The sequence below is a fragment of the Aestuariibaculum suncheonense genome, assembly GCF_014596935.1.
Classification (GTDB): Bacteria; Bacteroidota; Bacteroidia; order Flavobacteriales; family Flavobacteriaceae; genus Aestuariibaculum; species Aestuariibaculum suncheonense.
This window is the reverse complement of record NZ_JACVXC010000002.1, coordinates 428,619-446,718: the sequence shown is the minus strand read 5'-3', so window position 1 is coordinate 446,718 and position 18,100 is coordinate 428,619. Positions and strand designations below refer to the sequence as shown.

Sequence of the window (18,100 nt, the reverse complement as noted above, 5' to 3'; positions counted from 1 at the left end):
ATACAATCGTTTTCAGAAACTTGCTTGTATAAATGTACGAAATAGTTTAGTTTAAAATGGATGGAATAGCAATAATCTAACTGTGTTTTAGGTAAATAAAAAAAGCATAAAGCAAACATAAACAGGGGGTGATGGTTTGCTTTATGCTGTTCAAGAGTGACCTCGAAATGTGTTTTAATAATGTTTATTAAAGTTATTTAGGAATCACTAAAAACGGAACTATTGGATGAAATCCGATGCGTTTTATAACGGGTTCTTTAATAATATCTTCAATGAAACTATGTTTGTAATTAACCATAGTTAAGGCATCGATGTTAAGTTCTTCAATAAAATCGTTTATTTCAGAAGCTTTTGTAGAATAGTTTGGCATCCAATGGAAACTATGGTCGTAATCTGCTAAAAGTGTTTTAAGTTGCTCTAAATTATTTTTCTGATTTTCGGTCAATTCTTCTTCTACGTTAATATGTAAGATTCTAATCTTAGAATTGAATAAATCTGCAAATTGTTTTATTGGGGCTAATTCTGTTTCACTATAGTTTCTATTAAAATCTGTTGGAAACGCCACTTGTTTAGGGGCATTAAAATCGTAATCTTCAGGAATAACCAAAACCGGACAATCATGAACGTGGTTAACGACTTGAATGGTATTACTTCCAAAGAAAAACTCTTTAGCACCTGAGGCGCCACGGGTTCCCATAACAATAAGATCGATACTTTTTTCTTTTACAATCTTTCGCATACAGGTTACCATGTCTTCTGCACCCTGTAAAAAATGAAATTCATGATTTGCATTATGGTCGCATGTCTCAACAAGATTTTTTAATGCTTCCAATTCTTTTTTACTATTGTCTTTTACAATATCTTTTAGTTTACTTGAAAGCGTGCCGTAAGAAGCTGTTTGAATAGTCGCTGAATTTAAAATATAAAATGTACTAGGCTCATCGGCATACAGCTTAAGAGCATAAACGATAGCGTTCCAAGCGTTGTCTGAAAAGTCTGTGGGTAATAATATATTTTTCATGAGTAATTAGTTTTAAATATATAGTAAAGTTAGAGGATGAGGTTTTTAAAAATTATGATAAATATCATTTAACCATTAAGATAATCTTATTTTATCAAATTTTCAATATCAATATTGTTAAATTGATTATTCTTTAGGTTTTTTGTTATGAATTGTTGCTCTGTGGGTTAAGTTGAAATAAATAAAAAAGGATCCTGTTTTCAGGATCCTTTTTGTTTCTAGGGTGAGTGGATTTTTATAATTTAACTAATTTAGAAATACCAGTATCTCCTAAATCATTTACAATTTTAATGAGATAAATGTTTTTAGAAAGGTTTGATATGTTAAAATCTGAACCTTTTAAGAAATTTCCACTAAATTGTTGAATTAGTTTTCCTGTCATGTCATAGATTTCTAATGTTTGAATGTTCTGATTGACCTTAAACTTCGTTGAGGTTGGATTAGGATATAATCTGAAATCTATTAATTGTGACTTATTAGAAACCGATAATGTACTGTTTTGGTTTCCATAGATTTTAAATTCGCCTGGCTTTAATTGAAGGCTAGAGGTGGCTGCATTGATAATAGAACCATCCATTAAATCGTACCATGTTCCTGAATATGGGAAATTAGGGTTTATAGTTTGGGTAACGATATCAAAATTCGCAATGATGATTACGTTTTTTAAAGTTGTCCCCGGAGTGTTTTCATCACCAGTGAAAATACTAATTCTAGGCGTCAAATTTCCGGAACTTATAGTGTAGTTACCTTCAAAAACGGGTTCATTAATTTTTAAATTGTTGATGCGAGCCCAATCGTTATAAATCTGACTGCGAGTAGCATCGCTCAACCAACTATTGATCCATTGAGGTTGAGGTTTGGTGTCTAATTTACAATCACCGTTAGTGGCATCATCAGAAGTGTTTACTGAACCATTGTTACAGGTGAATATAGAGTTTTCCATACCTAATTCTCCAAAATGCCAAATCATTTTTGGTCCGGGAATGGTTAATGAAACGGCGCCTAAAGCCGACATTCTGGACAAGGCAGTTTCCAGATTAGTTACACTGTAATCGGTATTACTGTTGCCGTATTGCAGGTTTTTGTACATCAATCGTTCTTCATCATGACTTTCTGCATACCCCACTAATCGAGGCGCTGTGTATCCACGAGAAGTATGACCCATTTCGGTAATATCTCCGGCATACCCCATAGTTAGCTCGTTATATTGGTGGTTTAAATTTCCCCAAAGCATGATGCCTTTACCTTCGTCGATACGGTAGTTCGCCCATTCTGTTTCTTCATCTCTAGAGGTTTGTCCGTCATTATTGGCATCCCAGTCTGCACCAAGGTGTTCAAAAATCACGTAATGGTCTGGGTCTAAACTCCAGCTATAATCGGCATATTCTTTTAAAACAGCCACGCGATCGGCATTATAGTCGTTGGTACAACCTTCATTATTTTCACAGTTTTGTGTAAAGCCTTTGGTTAAATCCCACCGAATCCCATCGATTTTAAAGTCTTCGATCCAGTGTTTTACCACGCGTTTGGAATAGGTTTTTGTAAATCCGTTAGAATGGTTGAAATCAGAGCCCACGTTATATGAATGTTTCGGCGTTTGATTGAAATACGGGTTTTCAGGGCTTGGGTCTCCCCAGCCATCACCATCGGCATCTTCCATCCATAAACGCACAATTGGATTTCTTCCGAAGGCATGATTTAAAGCAAGATCTAAAATGACAGCAATGCCGTTTTGGTGACAGGTGTCAATTAATTCTTTAAATTTAGCTTCGGTACCGTAAAATTTGTCAAGCGCCATATGGAAGGCAGTGTTATAACCCCAACTTTCATTGCCTTCAAACTCCATAACGGGCATAAGTTCTATGGCGTTAATATTTAAGTTTTTAAAATAATCTATTCGGTCTATGATATCCTGAAATGTTCTGTTAGAGTTAAAGTCGCGGATTAATACCTCGTAAATCACTAAGTCTTCTTTTTTGGGTTTTGTGAAATTAGTTACTTGCCAGTTATAATCGGATTGTCCGGTTTGAAGCACAGTAACCTCGCGTTCTTGTCCTTGAGGATATTCTGGTAAATCAGGGTAGGAGTTTGCCGGAATATAAGGGTCGTCAAAAGGAGATAAAACCAAAGTAGAATACGGATCGGCAGTTTTTACTAAAGCCGGTGAGTTCGTTAAAGGTGTTTTATCTACCGCCCAATATTGGTAAGTTTCAATTTGACCAGGTGTTAATCCAGTTAAGGTTATCCAGAATTTACTGTTGCGAGACGGATCGCGTTTCATGGCGTAGCTCGCATCAGGTTGCCAATTATTAAAACTTCCTGCTACGTATACAAAATCTTTACCTGGAGAATATAACACAAGAGTTGCTTTTGTAGGATCGTTTTGGTCGTAGGTGATACCATCCAGATAAGTTTCAGGCATAATTTCAGAAACTGTTACCGGATCTATAATAGCCGAAAATGTTTTGATTTTAGTTTCACCTGAAAGGGTTACTTCTAGCGTGTAATTTTTGTTTTCAGTAATATTTGTGTCCGTATAGGAATAGGAAGCAATACTGTTTTGCGTGTTTACAGTTACACCATTGGCTTTTAGTATATAGTCGGCATTTCCTCCTGTATTGGTGGCAGAAACAGAAATATTATCACCACTATTTATAATAGAAGTTGTAAGTGAAGGAGCTGTTAATGAAACAAGAAATGTACCAACATTAACAAGTTCATCTTGGGATTGTTTTTGGCCTGAACCATCTTTGGCTTTTATAAGGAAACCTATTTGTCCGATACCAGTTCGGTTGTAAAATGTAGTTGGAGTGAATGTAATAGTATATGCATCGGCAGTTGCATTATAAGTTAAACGATTGTTTTCGTCAGAGTTGTCCCAACTTCCATTTGTAGGACAATCTTGCTGATTTGCTAAATTGGTGTCATAAGACCAAGACCACAGGTATAAGGCATTATCGGTTACGCCCCATGCTGATTCATCTATTGTAGCACCATCAAAGGTTATTGTAATACTATCGTCTTCGTTAAACGGATTAGGTGCTATTGTGAAATCTACGGCTTGCACTTGAGCACGGCTGAAGAATACAACAAAGATCAGAAATATTGTTATTAATTTTTTCATGTTGTTTAAAGTTTAAACAAAAAGGGTTGCGTTATCATAAAGCAACACAACCCTTTTAATCATTACATTAGAAATATGAATTAGTCACCATATTTTATCGTTTTCCTAAATAATATTTAGGACCATCAGCATCGTTAAAATCAATACTGATGACATAGTTACCGGCTGTAACAGCAATATTGTTATCGGGATCTTGATCAAGAATATTATCTTGATTGGCATCTCCATAATCGCCATTCCAGGTATTGTTTGGTCTGAATTTAAGTTCACCATCAACTAAAGTAATATTTTCGGCAAACCAAACTCCAGGTTGAATTTCGTTTAAGGCAGCATCAGGCGTTTCTCCCCAATTATTATAGCCCGAACCAACAGCTCCCCAAACGGTAGCCTCTTCAATAGAATATGAATTATCTTTTAAATCTAAAGTTACCAAATAATGCCCTTCGGTAACAGCTATGTTGTTATCGGCATCGGCGTCTAAAATGCCATCCAGGTTGGCATCTCCTAAGTCGCCTCCCCAAGTGTTGTTCATTCTAAATTTAATTTCCCCATCTAATAATTGAACACTAGCTTTGAAGGTGTCGGTTGTATAATCGTAATATAATTTAGCATCAGGCGTTTCTCCCCAGTTGTTATATCCAGAACCGACAATTCCCCAAGAGAATTCTTCGATAGAGTAAGAGTTATCATTGGTATTGATTGTAATTTTATAATCACCAGCAGTTACCGCAATATTATTATCGGCATCGCTATCTAAAATACCGTCCATATTGGCATCACCTAAATTACTATCCCAGGCGTTGTTTTCACGGAATTTAATTTCTCCATCCACTAAGTTTACATAAGAAACAATTACCCCATCGGTTGCGGTTGTGTAAAATTTGGCATCGGCAAATGCGCCCCAATTGTTGTAACCAGAACCAACAACACCCCATGTAGAAACCTCGTAAGCGCCACCACCAGTTACAGCTTCTGGTAATACAACATTTAGGGTTTGGGTTTCGGTATACACCGGTAAACCACCGTCGGTACCAGGAGAAGCCATTAATCTGAAATATAAAGCTCCGGTGTTAGGATTTTCGGTGTTTGGGTCGTTGTCAAGTCCTGCTTCTTTAGCATAAGTTAACATGTTTCCAATGGTAATTGAAAGCTCATTGCCGTCTGTTGTTCCAACTACAGTGGCGTCTGTGAAATCGCCTAAAATTGAGTTTTGTAATTCGTATTCTACATTGGTGGGCACTCCAAAATAGGCGTCTTTCCAAGTAAATCGCTCTCCAATATTTTTAGAGGTTGCTGTGGTTAAGGTATACTCTTCTAAGAATATATTTGAAAAGCTAATACCTTCTTCAGGCACGTAAGCAATGAACACTAAATCGTCTTCTTGTTCGCAAGAAGTTAAGCCAATGGTGGCTAAAATTAACAGCGATAAAAGTTTTATATATTTCATGATAATTAGTTTAGTTTTTTAGTAACCTGGATTTTGAGTTAAGTTGGGATTAGCCTGAATAGCAGATGCAGGAATAGGATATACATTGTATGAGGATGGAATTGAAGTTCCGTTTTTTACGCCACCTTTCCAAGGCCATATATATGTGTTTCCTGTAAATTTACCGAAGCGTATTAAATCTGATCGTCTGTGACCTTCAAGGTTTAATTCTCTGGCACGCTCATCAAGAATAAAATCTAATGTTAATTCGGTTGCGTTAATAGCAGAGGCATTCGATCTAGTTCTTATATCATTTACGTACTGAAGCGCTGTTGTTGCATTTCCTCCCGCATTTCTAAGTACACATTCGGCATACATAAGGTAAGCATCTGCTAATCTGAATAAAGGGAAATCAGTACTTGAAAATTCGGTGATTGTACCAGAACCATCGGTATTAATATTTCTGAATTTTATTGAAGGGTAACCATCTTCCCATTCGCGGTAGTCATCCATTTCATAGTTATGACCTTCAGTCCAGAATAACTCTGCTCTCTTGTCATTAGACGTTGCCAAATCACCATATAATCCATACCATGCTTTGGTAGCTCTATGACCTGTCCATCCAGCAGTTGATCCAAAATTTCCCGGATCCATGGTGTCAGTACTTAAATTTCCGTTTACGATATATGTAGTGTTACCGTAACTTCTACTATTATCTGCATCGGCAATTAATGGAAATATGATTTCCTTAGAAGTATCGTTGTCAGCAGAGAATAATCTAATAAAGTTTGTATCTAGCTGGTAGCCACCTTCGTTAATTACTTTGGAGACATATGTTAAGGCGTCATCATATCTTGCTGTGCCTGTATATACTTCAGCATTTAAATACAATTTTGCTAATAACATTTGTGCAGCCGAGTTTGTGGCTCTCCCGTATTCGTTAGTAGCAGGTAAGGTGCTTTCAATAGCTAAAAGCTCTTTCTCTACATAGTCAAATAATTCAGCTCTTGTTACCTCAGGAAGCAGTTCTGTACCACCAAAATTTTCTTCTGTAGATAGTACTCCTTTGCCAAAAACATCAATGAGGTAGTAATAGGCTAAGGATCTTAAAAATCGAACTTCAGAAATGATACCTTCTTGATTTTCAACATTAACATTCTGTAAAACAGTTAGCAGGTTGTTACATTGAGGAATAGTGAAATAAATTCGGTTGAATAGATATCTAAAGAATTTATTGTTCTCGTCCCAGTTAGATGTTGTTGTTAACTGGTCTAATCCATCATCACCCCAACGGTTTTTCATGCCGTCTGCCGAGAAATCCTGTAAGTTTACCAGATTTCTTAAGAAAGGCGATTCACCAGGATCGTCTCCTTGAATGTCTGATTTATCTGCTGCTTCAATGCTAGATAAAGCAAATGATGCATAAAGTCGGGCTAAAATTCCTTTTACTGCATCTGGATCTTTAGCAAGCAGTTCATCTAAGGTAAGTTCTACTAGTGGTTCAGTGTCTAAGTCACTTGTACAGCTACCAATTGAAAACGCTAGTGTAAAACTTAATAAAATGATATATATCTTATTTTTCATAACTTTTTTTTTAAAAATCAATGTTTAGACCTAAAGTATAGACACGTGGCCTAGGATAGAAGTTGTTATCTATAGCGTTGAAGTTTTCCGGATCTTGACCAGAATAATCTGTAATAACAAATGGGTTGTTTACTGATGCATATACTTTAAGCGATACATCTTTGAAGGTTTCACCTACCGTTAAACCTAAAGTGATATTTTCACATCTTAGGAAGGCTGCACTCTCTAGATAGTAGTCTGAGAACGGGATGTTACCATTTCGGTTTACGAAGTTAGTATCAGAAACACCATTATAAAAGTCTACAACATTATTTAAACTCTCTGTGTTTGAGGGGATAGCGGCTTCAATATATCCAATAGCTAAATTACGTGTATTGTACATTTGGCCATCTAGCTGTCCTCTAAAACTTGCACTTAAATCCCAGTTTTTATATTGTGTAGAAAATCCTAACCCAAAAGTCCAGTTTGGTCTCAAAGCTTTGTAATATCTATCGTCATTAGTGATTTGTCCATCTCCATTTAAATCGACAAAGGCCCCTAGTATGGGTCGGTGGTTTTCATCGTAAACCTGTTTGAAAACCCAAGCCGAGTACACTTCTTCACCTACAGCATGTCTTGCTAGTTTTACACCTGTTCCGGTTGGAATGCCAGATTCATCGGCAGCAATACTACTTACTCCATTTAAGTTTGTAACCTCGGTTTTACTATAAGCTATATTTCCATTAAGATCTAAACTGAAATTGTCATTCTTTACAGGAGTAATGCCTAAATTAAGCTCGAAACCTTCATTTTCTGTTTCACCAATATTCTGTGGGAATAAGTTGGTAAAGCCCTGTCCAGGAGCTACTGGAGCTAAAACCAAAAGGTCTTTGGTTTTTCTTTTAAAAACATCAAACGAACCTGTTAGTGCTCCTGAGTTGAAGAAACTAAAATCTACACCAGCATTGTAAGTGGTTGTTTTTTCCCAAGTTAAGTTTTCATTATATGCTCTAGCTGAATATAAGGATACACCGGGTAAATATTGTGTAGTACTGTTACCTACTGTAAATAGAGGCGTAGAAGGGAAGTAGCCTCCAGCTAGTCCGGTAATGTCCTGCTGCCCCGTTTTACCGTATCCAAGTCTTAGTTTTAATTCCTGAACAAAGTCAGCATCTTTAAGGAAGCTTTCTTCTTTTAATTTCCAAGCCAATGCTGCCGCAGGGAAAATACCCCAAACATCATTGCCCCAAATATCATCTTTAACAAAAAGAGAAGAGGCATCTGCTCTTACAGACAAAGTGACTAAGAATCTATCAAGAATATTAATATTACTTCTTCCAAAAAATGACTGTAAGTTCAATACATTATAATATCTGAAATTCGGATTGCTTTCATTTACCTGAAGCTCTCTTAAACCTGTTTCAGTATTGTATAAGTATTGTTCTTTATTACCATCATTTTTAAAGTTTTGATATCCATAACCACCTTGTACTTCAAAGCTATTAATAAAAGAGTCGTCATAGTTTTTATTGTACACTAAATACCCTTCAAGAGTTGTATTAGTAATATGCTGATTTTCTTTAAAGTTCACTCCTGGGTTAAAGATATAACTATCTGAAGCATTGCTTAATCTGTAAGTTGAAATAGCATTTTCAGAATAGTATTCTTCTATTGTAGAGCGAGATGCTTCAATACCAAGATTTAAAACGGCGCGTAATTCTGGTAAAAAATGCATTTTATAATCTATTTCGACATTCCCTAGAATCTTTTGAGTCTCTTCAGGTCTAGTACGTTGCATTAAAAGTGCTAAAGGATTCGACTGACCAATAAGCATTCCTGTTGGGTTTGACGTGCTCGATGTGGTTGTAAAATAGCCTCCAAAAGGAGAATTTTTATCGTAAATTGGTTTTGTAGGATCCATAACCACGGCACCAAATAGAGCTCCACCTTCGTCAATAGCATTTTTATCTGCTGAAATACCTTTCAAGTTTAAATCAACTTTTAAGTGATCTTGGAAGAATTTAGGTGTTATTTTTAAAGAGGCTGTTATACGTTCGTAATCACTTGTTTTTACAACACCTTCAGTATTATTATAGCCAACTGATGCACGGAAAGGTATTTTTTTAAGCAAGTTTGCTCTGGCACTAAAATCGTAATTAGTAGATATGGCCGTTCTGTAAATAGCATCCTGCCAGTCTGTGTTGTAAATGGCACGTTCCTGACCATTAGAATCCATAAAAGTTTGAATTGCCTGTTCCCTAGTATCTACCGAGTTAATTGGCACGCCAAGACGATCTGAAGTTCCGGCTTCAAAAATACCTTTTTCTTCATATTCGTTAATGAACCTTACAAATTCAGAACCGTCTAGAACATCAATTTTCTTGCTTACAGAATTTGATGACATACTAGTGGAAAAGTTGAATTGAGGTTCTCCAGATGTCCCTTTTTTAGTAGTAATAATAATAACACCGTTAGAGGCTCTTGATCCATAGATCGCTGTTGCTGAAGCGTCTTTTAGTACACTGAAACTTTCAATATCATTGGGATTAACTAAGGTTAAAGGGTTTTTTACCCCAGCAGGGTTAGTGTTATCAATAGCAATTCCATCAATAACGATTAGCGGACTACTATTGGCACTTAATGATGCACCACTCCTAATACGAATATTAGGTTCTGCATCCGGCTGACCACCTGCAGAGGTGATTCGTACACCAGGGGCTTTACCATTTAAGAGCTGATCGGCAGATACTATTGCTCCTTTATTAAATTCTTTAGAAGAAACAACATCTACAGATCCGGTTAAGTCTTCTTTCTTAACACTTCCGTATCCTATTACAACCACTTCATCTAAGCTGGCCGTATCCTCAGCCAATACAACATCTAATACAGTTTGTCCTGTATAGGTGATTTCCTGAGTTTGATATCCGATGAATGTAAAAGTGATTACATCTCCCTGATTTACTTGAAGCTGATATTCACCGTCAAAATCGGTAGCTGTACCATTGGTAGTACCTTTAACGAGAATATTTACTCCAGGAAGTGGCAAAGATGTAGATTGTTCTGTAACTGTTCCTTTAATACTTGTTTGGGCCAAAACTATTGCGGGCACAAATAAGAGAAAAAACAGTACGCCATTAATAATTGTCTTCATACAGTTCTTTTTATAATGTCTTTGTTTAGTTTGTTATATCTTCACTTCTCACGTTGAATTATTGCTAATGTAATAATTAGTGGTGTTGGTTAATTATCAAATTCGCAACGCAAACGTTTCCGTGTTAATAACTTTTACGAAATTTTTAACGCAAACGTTTCCGAACGATATTTTTTTTGATACTTAGGTTATTTAGAAGAAACAAACTAAATTAGCTCTACTAGGTTAGTCGTATTTTTAGTAATGCTTCTTAAATTTAGTCATATTTAAAACAAATAATGAAGAAAAAAGTTACATTAAAGCAAATTGCCAGAGAATTAGACGTATCGGTTTCAACGGTTTCAAGAGCCTTAGCGGATAGTAAGGAAATAGGAGAAAATACCAGAAGACGTATTCAGGCTTATGCTAAATTTCTTAATTATAAACCCAATAATATAGCGCTAAGTTTAAAGAACAAAAAAACGAAAACCATTGGTGTTTTAATTCCTGAAATTGTACATCATTTTTTCTCAACAGTTATTAGAGGCATTGAAATTGTAGCCAATGAGCGTGGTTATAATGTAATTGTTGGCTTGTCTAACGAATCGTTTAGTAAGGAAGTTTTAAATATGGAAATGCTTGCTAACGGGAGTATCGATGGTTTTGTGTTGTCGATTTCTAAGGAAACCTTATTGAAGCAGGATTATCATCATTTTAATGAAACTATAAATCAAGGCATTCCTATTGTTATGTTCGATCGTGTAGTAAATGAGGTGGAATGCGATAAAGTGATTGTTGATGATTTTAAAGGCTCAGTAAAAGCAGTGAAAAAACTAATAGCTAACGGATGCAAACATATTGGATTAATCACGACAATGGATTATGTAAGTGTAGGAAGGCTGCGTACCCAAGGCTATTTACGAGCTTTAGAGGAAAGTCAGATGTACGCAGCGCCTAATCTAATTTTAAAGTTAGATGATATGGTCTCTTTAGAGGAAAACCTTGATGTCCTTGAAAACGAAATTGAACAGTTATTTAAAAAGAACCCAAAAATAGATGGTGTTTTTGCAGTGAATGAGTTGTATGCGGTAACTGCTATGAAGGTGGCTAAAAAATTAGGATTAGCTATTCCTGATGATTTGCAGGTGATTGGTTTTACCGATGGTGTTTTGTCGAAACACGCATCGCCGAGTTTAACTATTGTAAGTCAGCACGGACAAAAAATAGGAGAGAAAGCAGCCGATTTATTAATCGATCGTTTAGAAATGGATGAAGACGATGGTGACGCAAATATCAGTGATAACACTAGAGAACAGGCGTTTGAAACCTGTGTGATAGAGACCGAAATTATTGAAAGAGAATCGACTAAATAATTTTTTTTAGGAATTTTAAAATTCTTTTCTATATCTTTGATGCAGAATCAAAACTTATATTTTCACTTCTCACAAAGTAAGTTTTGATAAGTTTTATGCTTATCAATAGTATCAATTAAATACTATTTCGATGGAAAAGCGTAAGTTAAGTTTTCTTCAAATCTGGAACATGAGTTTCGGGTTTATGGGAATTCAAATGGGTTTCGCCCTGCAAAATGCCAATGCAAGTAGAATACTTCAAATTTTTGGAGCCGATGTACATCAGTTATCTTGGTTTTGGATTATAGCACCTTTAATGGGCTTAATCGTTCAGCCAATTGTTGGATACTACAGCGACAAGACTTGGGGTAAATTCGGTAGAAGAAAACCGTTCTTCTTAATCGGAGCTATTTTAGCATCGATAGGACTTGTATTAATGCCACAAGCCGATATTTTTACAGCCTTTTTACCTGCCATTTGGGTAGGTGCCGGATTCTTAATGGTTATGGATGCGTCTTTTAATATTGCCATGGAGCCGTTTCGTGCTCTCGTGGGTGATAATTTAAGAACAGACCAGCGTACCTTAGGGTTTAGCGTACAAACGGCTTTAATCGGTTTTGGAGCGGTTATTGGTTCCTGGTTGCCTTACACATTAACCAATTGGTTTGGGGTATCTAATGCAACGATTGCAGGAGAGGTTCCGTTAAACTTAATTTTGTCTTTCATTATTGGAGCGATTATTTTAGTGCTTTCCATTTTGGTTACGGTATTCACAACGAAAGAATATTCTCCAGAAGAATTGGAACAATTTCAAGATGATCAATCTTCTCATTCAGAAGATGAAGACACTTCAGAAAAGGCAGGTTTAAAGACGATTTTCGAAGATTTTAAAAACATGCCAACCACCATGCGTCAGTTAAGCTGGGTTCAGTTTTTCTCATGGTTTGGGTTATTTGGTATGTGGGTATTTGCCGTTCCTGCCATTGCACAGCATATCTATGGTTTGCCTGTAAACGATAGTAGTAGCGTCGATTATCAGGATGCTGGCGACTGGGTAGGTATCCTTTTTGGTGTTTACAATCTTATTTCAGCGTTATACGCCTTTACTTTACCGCTAATAGCAAAGAAAATAGGTAGAAAGCGAACACATGCCGTTTCTCTGATTATTGGAGGCTTAGGCTTGCTTTCTATTTACATTATGCCAGACCAAAACTGGTTGGTTCTTTCTATGATTGGTGTTGGTATTGCCTGGGCTAGTATTCTGGCTATGCCTTACGCTATTTTGGCGGGGTCTATCTCACCAAAGAAGATGGGCGTGTATATGGGAATCTTCAACTTTTTCATCGTTATTCCACAAATTATCAATGCTTTAATTGGTGGGCCATTAGTTAAGTATGCTTATGGCGACCAGGCAATTATGGCTTTAATGGTTAGTGGGTTTAGTTTCTTAATTGCTGCTGCACTAGTATTTAAAGTTAAAGACGTCGACGACGTTATCCAATCTTAAAAAAACATCGTAATGAACGGTTTTATTTTTGACCTCGATGGGGTCATTGTAGATACTGCAAAGTATCATTACCAGGCTTGGAAGCAATTAGCTAACAACATTGGAATTGAGTTTTCATTGGAACAAAATGAACAACTTAAAGGAGTGAGTAGAGTAGAGTCTTTGAAAAAGATTCTTCATTGGGGGCAAAAAACTATTTCCGATGATGAGTTTATGGTTTTAATGACTGAAAAAAATAATCACTATTTGAGCTTTATTGAAACCATGAAGGAAGATGAAGTCTTACCAGATGTTTCAAAGATTTTGAATTATTTATCCTCAAGACATCAAAAAATCGCTTTGGGATCGGCCAGTAAAAATGCCGTAGGGATTCTTAACAAAGTTAACCTAACAAAGTTCTTCGATGCTATTGTAGACGGTAATCAGGTCACACATGCCAAACCAGACCCTGAAGTGTTTTTAAATGCGGCCAAACAGATGAATGTAAAACCAGAAGACTGCATTGTTTTTGAAGATGCAGTGGCAGGTATTCAGGCGGCAAACGCCGCAAACATGATAAGTATTGGTATTGGAGACGCCAATGTTTTGCATGAGGCAGATTATGTGTTTAAAGATTTTACAGAGATGTCTTTGACATTTATAGATAAACTAATTAACCCTAAAAAATAAACTGTTTTAACTGAATGTATTTCAATTAAATCAGTTTGAATATAGAAAATGAATCAAGATTATATAAAACCAGATCAGTGGTCTATCATAGAAGAAGGCTTTGATGCAAGTCGCGTAAAGTCTTCAGAAAGTCTGTTCAGCATCGGTAATGGTGCTATGGGACAACGCGCAAATTTTGAAGAACAGTATTCCGGATCGACATTTCAAGGAAGTTATATTGCCGGCGTATATTATCCAGATAAAACTCGTGTGGGTTGGTGGAAGAATGGGTATCCAGAGTATTTTGCGAAAGTGTTAAACGCACCAAATTGGATTGGGATAAACGTAAAGGTGAACGATGAAGCTTTAGATTTATCGAACTGTAAAGCTGTTGAAGAATTCCGTAGAGAGCTGAATATGAAAGAAGGCTGGCTATCCAGAAGTTTTAAGGCGACGCTTCAAAACGATGTTCAGGTTACCGTGAAAACGAAGCGTTTTTTAAGTCTGGATTTAGATGAAGTTGGCGCTATTAGATACGAGATTACACCTCTAAATACAGATGCCACCATTACATTTTCTCCGTATTTAGATGCAGGAATCACCAATGAAGATACGAACTGGGATGATAAGTTCTGGGATGTTTCAAAAGTATCTCATGAACATACTCGGGCATTTATTGAAGCCAAAACCATGAAAACCGATTTCCATACCTGTACGTTTATGGAATCTCAGGTGTTTGTAAATGATGTTTTTGTAGCAGTAAATCCTGAAATAGAAACGACTTCAAATACAATTGTTTTCAGTTATTCAAAAGACATCAAAGCTGGAGAAACTTATAAAATTGAAAAATTTGGGGGTTATACTGTAGATCGTAATCATGAGAAATCTCAATTGGTTTCTGCTTCAATAGAAGTCTTAAGTAAGGCAAAAGATTTAGGATTTCTAGGCTTATTAGAAAAGCAGATGCAGGCGTGGGCAAATATTTGGGATATGGCCGATATTACTATCGATGGTGATGTTAAAGCACAGCAAGGTATCCGATTTAATATATTTCAGCTAAATCAAACCTATTTAGGAAAAGATTCAAGATTAAACATTGGTCCTAAAGGGTTTACAGGCGAGAAGTACGGTGGAAGCACGTATTGGGATACCGAGGCCTACTGTATTCCGTTTTATATGGCGACTAAAAACCAAAGTGTAGCGCGTAGTCTTCTGGAATACCGCTACAACCATTTAGAACGTGCGATTGAAAACGCCGGAAAACTTGGTTTTACCAATGGTGCAGCCTTATACCCGATGGTAACCATGAACGGTGAAGAATGTCATAACGAGTGGGAGATCACTTTTGAAGAAATCCACCGTAACGGCGCCATAGCTTTTGCTATTTATAATTACTACCGTTATACGAACGATTACAGCTATATTCCTGAAAAAGGATTGGAAGTTTTAATCGGAATAGCTCGCTTTTGGCAGCAACGAGCCAGTTTTTCAACCGATAAAAACAAATATGTTATTTTAGGGGTGACAGGTCCAAATGAATACGAAAATAACGTAAATAACAACTGGTACACGAACTATTTAGCACAATGGTGTATTCATTATGCGATTGAAAGTATAAATAAAGTAAAGTCTGAGTATTACTCAGATTATAGCCGAATCATGAACAAAACGAAGTTGTCTGCTTCCGAAATTGAAGAGTGGCAGCAAGTTGCAGATAATATGTATTTTCCGTATTCTGAAAAACATCAGGTATTCTTGCAACAAGACGGGTTTTTAGATAAGGACTTAGTAACAGTAGCTGATTTAGACCAATCGCAACGTCCAATCAACCAGAAATGGAGCTGGGATCGCATTTTGCGTTCGCCATACATTAAACAAGCCGATGTGTTGCAAGGGTTTTACTTTTTCGAAGATCAGTTTACTCAGGAAGATTTAGAGCGTCATTTTGATTTCTATGAACCATTTACCGTTCACGAAAGTTCATTATCGCCTTGTGTTCATAGCATTCAGGCGGCTAAATTAGACCGTATGGAGCAGGCGTATACGTTTTATTTACGTACATCACGTTTAGATTTAGACGATTATAATAAGGAGGTTCACGAAGGTTTGCACATTACCTCTATGGCTGGTACTTGGATGAGTATTGTTGAAGGATTTGGAGGTATGCGGATTGTAGAAAATATGTTGTCGTTTACTCCAAAAATCCCGAAACAATGGGAGGGGTATTCCTTTAAAATCAATTTCCGAAATCAAATTTTAAAGGTTTATGTTACGCAACAGGAAACCACTTTTGAACTAGAAGGTAATACTGAATTGCAAATTTTAGTAAATGGTAAATTACAGGTAATTGCGTCTAAAAAAATAGAGAATGTTTCAGAATAAATTGAATACATATCGTTTGTTAAAACCATGTTTTGTTCTGTGTGTCCTAATGTTAAATATGGCCTGTAAGCATCAAAAAGAGGAAAAAGAAATAGTATCTTATACCGAAGTTATGATTTCAGAATTTAACGACGTAGAACGCATAGAGCCTTTAAACTGGTGGGTAGGGTTTAAAAATCAGGATTTGCAATTACTTGTGAAAAGTCCGGGTATTTCCTTGGCTCATCCTGAAATTAATTACTCAGGAGTTAAGATAGAAGCTGTTCATAAAGGTGAAAGTCGGAATTATTTGTTTATTGATTTGCAAATTGATGAGCAGACCAAGCCTGGAAAATTCAACATCGATTTTAAGTTTGAAAACGGTGAAGAAAAGCATCAAACTTATGAGTTGAAATCTAGAGTAAAGCCTTCTGAGGATTATATGGGGTTCAACAGTTCGGATGCTATTTATTTAATCACCCCAGACCGATTTTCAAATGGAGATTCTTCAAACGATATCAATAAAAATCTCTTAGAACAAACAATCGACAGAAGCAATGATTACGCCAGACATGGCGGTGACATTAAAGGCATTACCAATCATTTGGATTATATTGAAGATTTAGGGTTTACCGTCATTTGGCCTTGTCCGTTACCTACTAACGATATGCCCGAAAGCTCTTATCATGGCTATGCAATGACCAATTTTTACGAAATAGATCCGCGATTTGGAACTTTTGAAGATTATTTGGAATTGTCAGAAGAAGCAAGTGAAAAAGGTATTAAACTAATCATGGACCAGGTAGCTAATCACTGTGGGGCAGAACATTGGTGGATGAAAGATTTACCATTTTCCAATTGGGTAAATCAACAGAAAACTTTTGAAAATAAAGAACATTTAACCAATTCTAATCACAGACGTACCAGTAATCAAGATCCTTACGCATCAGTAAAAGATAAACAGGAGATGAGTGATGGTTGGTTTGTGCCGTCTATGCCTGATTTAAATCAGAAGAATCCGTTTATGGCTAAGTACATTATTCAAAATAGTATTTGGTGGATTGAAACGGCCGGATTAGGTGGTATTCGTCAGGATACTTATCCGTATTCTGATAAAGATTTTATGAGTCGTTGGGCGGGAGCTATCATGAGTGAATATCCTAATTTTTCTATTGTAGGCGAGGAGTGGAGTGTTAATCCGTTGATTATTGGGTATTGGCAGGAAGGTGCGAATAATCGTGATGGTTACGATTCTAATTTAAAATCTCCGATGGATTTCGCGATGCAAGGTCAGATAGTTAATGGGTTAAATGAAGAAGAAGGCTGGGATACGGGACTTATTAAAATCTACGAGGGTTTGGCTAACGATTTTTATTATGCTTCTCCAAAAGACATTCTAATTTTTGCTGATAATCACGATATGAGTCGTATTAGTACTCAGGTTCATGACAATGCTGAAAAGGTAAAAATGGCTTTGGGGTATATGTTTCTGATGCCAAGAATACCACAGTTTTATTACGGTACCGAGATTTTAATGAATGACACTGAAAAGCCCGGCGATCACGGATTAATTCGAACCGATTTTCCAGGTGGTTGGCAGGGTGATACCATAAATGCATTCACGGGAGAGGGTTTAACAACAGCTCAAATAGATATGCAGCAGTTTGTTAAAAAAATGGTGAATTATAGAAAACACAGTAAAGCTATTCATGAAGGTAAGACTATTCATTTTGCTCCTGAAAAAGGAGTTTATGTATTGTTTCGAGTGTTAGAAGATGAGGTTGTTGCTATTATTCTAAATAAATCTAACGAGACAAGTTTATCTACATCAAGGTTTTATGAGCTCGGTTTAAGAGGGAAAAACATTAAAAACATAATTAGTGAAGAGGTTAGTGTTTGGGGCGATTTGGTAGCAATTAATTCTAATGGTGTCACGCTGTTTTCAACTAAAATTAAAAACTAAAAAAT

10 protein-coding genes are annotated in these 18,100 nt (G+C 36.4%); 5 read left to right on the top strand and 5 right to left on the bottom strand.

What is annotated here, in order from left to right:
- Positions 1 to 193 precede the first annotated feature (193 nt).
- The 5 genes from ICJ84_RS07520 to ICJ84_RS07500 all read right to left on the bottom strand — a co-directional run bounded on the left by ICJ84_RS07520 (position 194) and on the right by ICJ84_RS07500 (position 10,285).
- A complete protein-coding gene (locus tag ICJ84_RS07520; RefSeq protein ID WP_188215756.1) occupies positions 194 to 1,021 on the bottom strand; it encodes a universal stress protein in 828 nt (275 codons plus the stop codon).
- A 235-nt stretch (positions 1,022 to 1,256) separates the two neighbouring features.
- Positions 1,257 to 4,145, bottom strand: a complete 2,889-nt coding sequence (locus tag ICJ84_RS07515; protein WP_188215755.1) for an alpha-amylase family glycosyl hydrolase — start codon at positions 4,143 to 4,145, stop codon at positions 1,257 to 1,259.
- A 94-nt stretch (positions 4,146 to 4,239) separates the two neighbouring features.
- A complete protein-coding gene (locus tag ICJ84_RS07510; protein ID WP_188215754.1) occupies positions 4,240 to 5,592 on the bottom strand; it encodes a SusE domain-containing protein in 1,353 nt (450 codons plus the stop codon).
- A gap of 18 nt (positions 5,593 to 5,610) precedes the next feature.
- Complete coding sequence (locus ICJ84_RS07505; RefSeq protein ID WP_188215753.1) at positions 5,611 to 7,155, bottom strand: RagB/SusD family nutrient uptake outer membrane protein; 1,545 nt, start codon at positions 7,153 to 7,155, stop codon at positions 5,611 to 5,613.
- Positions 7,156 to 7,165: 10 nt separating this feature from the next.
- Complete coding sequence (locus ICJ84_RS07500) at positions 7,166 to 10,285, bottom strand: SusC/RagA family TonB-linked outer membrane protein (RefSeq protein WP_188215752.1); 3,120 nt, start codon at positions 10,283 to 10,285, stop codon at positions 7,166 to 7,168.
- A gap of 278 nt (positions 10,286 to 10,563) precedes the next feature.
- Between ICJ84_RS07500 and ICJ84_RS07495 the strand changes: the two genes are divergently transcribed.
- The 5 genes from ICJ84_RS07495 (at position 10,564) to ICJ84_RS07475 (ending at position 18,095) form a co-directional block, all read left to right on the top strand.
- Positions 10,564 to 11,637 (top strand): LacI family DNA-binding transcriptional regulator, encoded by a 1,074-nt coding sequence (locus ICJ84_RS07495; protein ID WP_188215751.1) that lies wholly within the window; start codon positions 10,564 to 10,566, stop codon positions 11,635 to 11,637.
- A 130-nt stretch (positions 11,638 to 11,767) separates the two neighbouring features.
- Complete coding sequence (locus ICJ84_RS07490) at positions 11,768 to 13,123, top strand: MFS transporter (RefSeq protein WP_188215750.1); 1,356 nt, start codon at positions 11,768 to 11,770, stop codon at positions 13,121 to 13,123.
- A gap of 12 nt (positions 13,124 to 13,135) precedes the next feature.
- Entirely contained in the window at positions 13,136 to 13,792 is a 657-nt protein-coding gene (gene pgmB, locus ICJ84_RS07485) for a beta-phosphoglucomutase (protein WP_188215749.1), read from the top strand.
- A 48-nt stretch (positions 13,793 to 13,840) separates the two neighbouring features.
- Positions 13,841 to 16,153, top strand: coding sequence for a glycoside hydrolase family 65 protein (locus tag ICJ84_RS07480; RefSeq protein ID WP_188215748.1), 2,313 nt, complete (start codon positions 13,841 to 13,843; stop codon positions 16,151 to 16,153).
- A 58-nt stretch (positions 16,154 to 16,211) separates the two neighbouring features.
- A complete protein-coding gene (locus tag ICJ84_RS07475; protein WP_241748720.1) occupies positions 16,212 to 18,095 on the top strand; it encodes a glycoside hydrolase family 13 protein in 1,884 nt (627 codons plus the stop codon).
- The last annotated feature ends 5 nt before the right edge of the window (positions 18,096 to 18,100 follow it).